The sequence below is a fragment of the Methanomethylovorans sp. genome (assembly GCF_050177135.1).
GTDB lineage: Archaea > Halobacteriota > Methanosarcinia > Methanosarcinales > Methanosarcinaceae > Methanomethylovorans.
On sequence record NZ_JBFXHJ010000198.1, the window covers coordinates 1 to 3,488 of the forward strand.

Annotated in this window: 2 protein-coding genes and 1 pseudogene; all 3 read left to right on the forward strand. The window is 45.1% G+C overall.

Features of this window, described 5'->3' with window-relative positions:
* On the forward strand, nucleotides 1-224 hold a 224-nt coding region (locus AB7U21_RS11340; RefSeq protein ID WP_428389146.1), incomplete at its 5' end, for a zinc-ribbon domain-containing protein.
* A gap of 190 nt (nucleotides 225-414) precedes the next feature.
* Nucleotides 415-2,775: a hydrophobe/amphiphile efflux-3 (HAE3) family transporter gene (locus AB7U21_RS11345; protein ID WP_428389148.1), complete on the forward strand. Its 2,361-nt coding sequence runs from the start codon at nucleotides 415-417 to the stop codon at nucleotides 2,773-2,775.
* Nucleotides 2,772-3,488: pseudogene (locus AB7U21_RS11350) on the forward strand (COG1361 S-layer family protein); the annotation flags it as partial. The gene AB7U21_RS11345 and the pseudogene AB7U21_RS11350, both read left to right, overlap by 4 nt.

The following is a 3,488-nucleotide window of genomic DNA, read 5'->3' on the forward strand; positions in this document are numbered from 1 at the left end:
GTTTCTATCATAAGATGCTGGAAGAGATCGAAAAAAGGACAGATGTCAATCTTTTCGTGGATACCTCCACAACACAGTACAATATTACAAGCACTACTAACATACAGGATAGTGTGATACAACGCTCCACCATAGGTGGAGGGAAGAAAAAATGTCCCAAATGTGGCAGGGACGTGGAAGAAGGAGAAAAATTCTGTATGCAATGTGGTGAAAAGCTCGATTGAGAACTATTTTTGTTCTCTTTTTCCTTGCTCTTTTTCTCCTGTATTCTTACTTTATACCTAAAATACATAGTACTCTATGTGCAACTATTTATCGTGGTTTTTAGTTGTTATTAAAATAACAACAAACTTGTAATTTTCAAAAAACTATAAATATCAGTCGCTTCTATATGGCCCTTATCCTGACAGAAAGTTGGTACAGTTAAGAGGTATCATTATAAAAGGCATATTTGAAAAACTTGGGTTCTTCATCGAGGACAACTCGGCGGCTATAGTGCTGATTGCGTTGCTTTTAATAGTCCTCTCCCTGCAGGGTGCCCAGCTCATTGAAATGAGATCAGGGACTGACACTTTCGTGGAAAAGACCTCCAAGCTATATCAGGATTTTGATCACCTCTATTTGAAACTCTTCAGTACCCAGTCCATTGTTGTAATGATCGAGGGTAAAGATATCACAAATCCTGAACTTCTCAAAGCCCTGGACAGAGCCCAGCGGTCTGCTGAGAACATACCTGGGGTCATTGAAGTAACTTCTCCTACCACTGTAATAAAACAAGCCAACTATGAAATGACAGGAAAGTCAGAAATACCTGACGATGAAGCTACAATAAAAAGCATAGTCGCTTCATATATGCCGTCAGCCCTTATGCCGGATGAGACCCATGCCTTCATGTCAGTGGTAATAGAAGGCAGTGCCACGGACCAGATGCAGGAAGAAATACTGAGGGAAACAGAAGCATCTGTTGCTTTCGCTGAGTTTCCCCCGGATTATGGTATAATAGTGACCGGAGATCCCGCTTTTAACATCGCGCTCAACTATGAGATGAACTCAAGCATGGGGCCTTTGCTTGGCATATCGGTCATACTCATGGTGATAGTACTTTATCTGGTATTCAGGCACGTCAGATGGAGATTGCTTCCTCTTCCTATCGTGCTGCTTGGCATTATATTCACCTTCGGTGCAATGGGTTCTTTGCAGATACCCATGACAATGGTATCCATGGCAGCTTTTCCCGTGCTGATCGGCCTTGGGATAGACTATGCTATTCAGTTCCATAACCGCATAGAGGAAGAACTTGGTAAAGGAGAAGATGCTGCAGAGGCTGTAATACAAACTATAAAACACATTGGCCCTGCAGTGCTGATAGCTTTGATCATCACTGCTTTAGGATTCATTTCCCTGTTCACATCTGTAGTGCCTATGATACAGGATTTTGGAAAGCTCTTGCTTATAGGTATAGTGATGTGCTTTTTATCAGCTCTTTTTATGGGAGTGACGGTGATCTATTCCCTGCACCGTGCAGATGTCAGGAAGCAGTTGAAAAACGGTAACTTCCACAAGAAGAATGATCATCCCGGCAATAATGTACAGCCTGATATGCTGGATAGTATGCTTGGAAGGATCACTGCCTTCACACTAAAATATCCATGGATCATTCTTATAGTTGCAGGATTGTCCTGTTTAGGTGGTATGTATGTGGACACCATGGTTCCGCTACAGACCGACGTACAGACCTTTGTCCCACAGGATATGCCAGCTTTACTGGATCTGAAACACCTGGGCAGCATATTGGGTGGTAATGAGGAGATCAACCTTGTGATCAAAACAGACAACACTGCAGATCCGGACCTTCTGTATTGGATGGATGAGTTTGCAGAGCACGAGGTTGAAGGTCGGTCCCACATATATGGGTCCGGCAGCATAGTGTCCATCGTAAAGGAAATGAACGGAGGCGAGATCCCGGACAGTGAAGAGGAAGTCCGGCATCTGTATGCACGGATGTCAGATACCCAAAAAGAACGATATATCCATGGCGGGAACATAATGGTGCTCGATCTCAATATCGGTAATGCCATGGGGGAATTGGGACTTGAAGGCATATCAGAGCTTTCCGATACTGTCGAAGAAGATCTAAAATGGTTCCCGCCACCTCCCGGTACCACTGTTACGATCACCGGTGGTTCAGTGGTGTTCTTTGAGGTCATCGATGCACTTACCTCAGGCCGCATGCTGATGACAATGCTGGGTATAGTCTTTGTGTTCATAGGACTCCTGGTAATTTACAGAGACCATCTGAAGGCTCTCACTCCGGTCATTACGATGCTGATAGTTGTGGGATGGTCCGGAGGTGTCATGTACTATACGGGTCTCGAATACACTCCCATGACAGCAACCCTTGGTGCGCTTATCCTTGGAGTAGGTTCGGAATATGCTATCCTTATGATGGAAAGGTATTTCGAAGAGAAGGACAAAGGCGCCAGTCCTGAAGAAGCCATGCATGTGGCTAGTATCAAGATGGGAAAAGCTATTGTAAGTTCAGGGCTCACCACCGTCTTTGGTTTTGCTGCATTGATCGCTTCTCCCTTCAGTATGACAAGTGATTTTGGTTTCATTACGGTCATCGATGTAACGCTGGCGTTGTTCGCTACATTCGTTGTATTCCCGCCTGTGTTGGTATTACTGGACAAGCACAGGGAACAGAGGACCTTGAAGAAGAGACTGAAAAACATGGATAATGATCATGTCAGGGTAATGGAGGTCAGCTCCGCATGAAACATACATCAGGAATAAAAGTTTTCACACGTTTTGCTCTCGTTCTGACATTTATGCTTGTGCTCAGCACTTTTTCAGTTGCGGAGGTATGGCCTGTTTCTGCAAAGGAGTTCCTGCCAGCTGCATACCAGCACACGACAAACTTCTACACAGGCTACGGAGAACCGGACCTTTATGTTTCGGTACTCGGAGATTTGGAACTGAAAAGAGGGGAAACAAGAGATCTAAAGATCGTAATTTCCAACAGAGGTGTGCTATACGGTGCAAAGAGTGCACAAGGTGTGGGCACTTCTGAAACGGAACAGGCTCTTGCCATAAAGGAACTGGAATACGAATCCCTTCGTACCGTTGCTTATGGTGTGAAAGCCACCCTGGTAGCCAATTCTGAATACATCGATGTGGATCCGACCACTAGCAGTCAGACCCTCGAAGAGGTATTTCCGGGGCAATTGCCCGATGATCCTCTGGTCTTTACGCTAAGGGTTTCAGACAAAGCACCTGCAGGAGTGTATATGCTGGCTCTGCCTCTGACATATGAATACAAAAAAGACACCCGTATGACCGTAGGCAGTGCGGCCGTGCTTGGCCAGCCTGACATGGACCATGCGACCTATTATCAGGCAGCAAATAAAACCCTTACTATTCCAATGATCATAGAGCCTGAACCCGTATTAGATGTCATCGATGTTTCAGGGCATCTTTCAGCAGGGGGT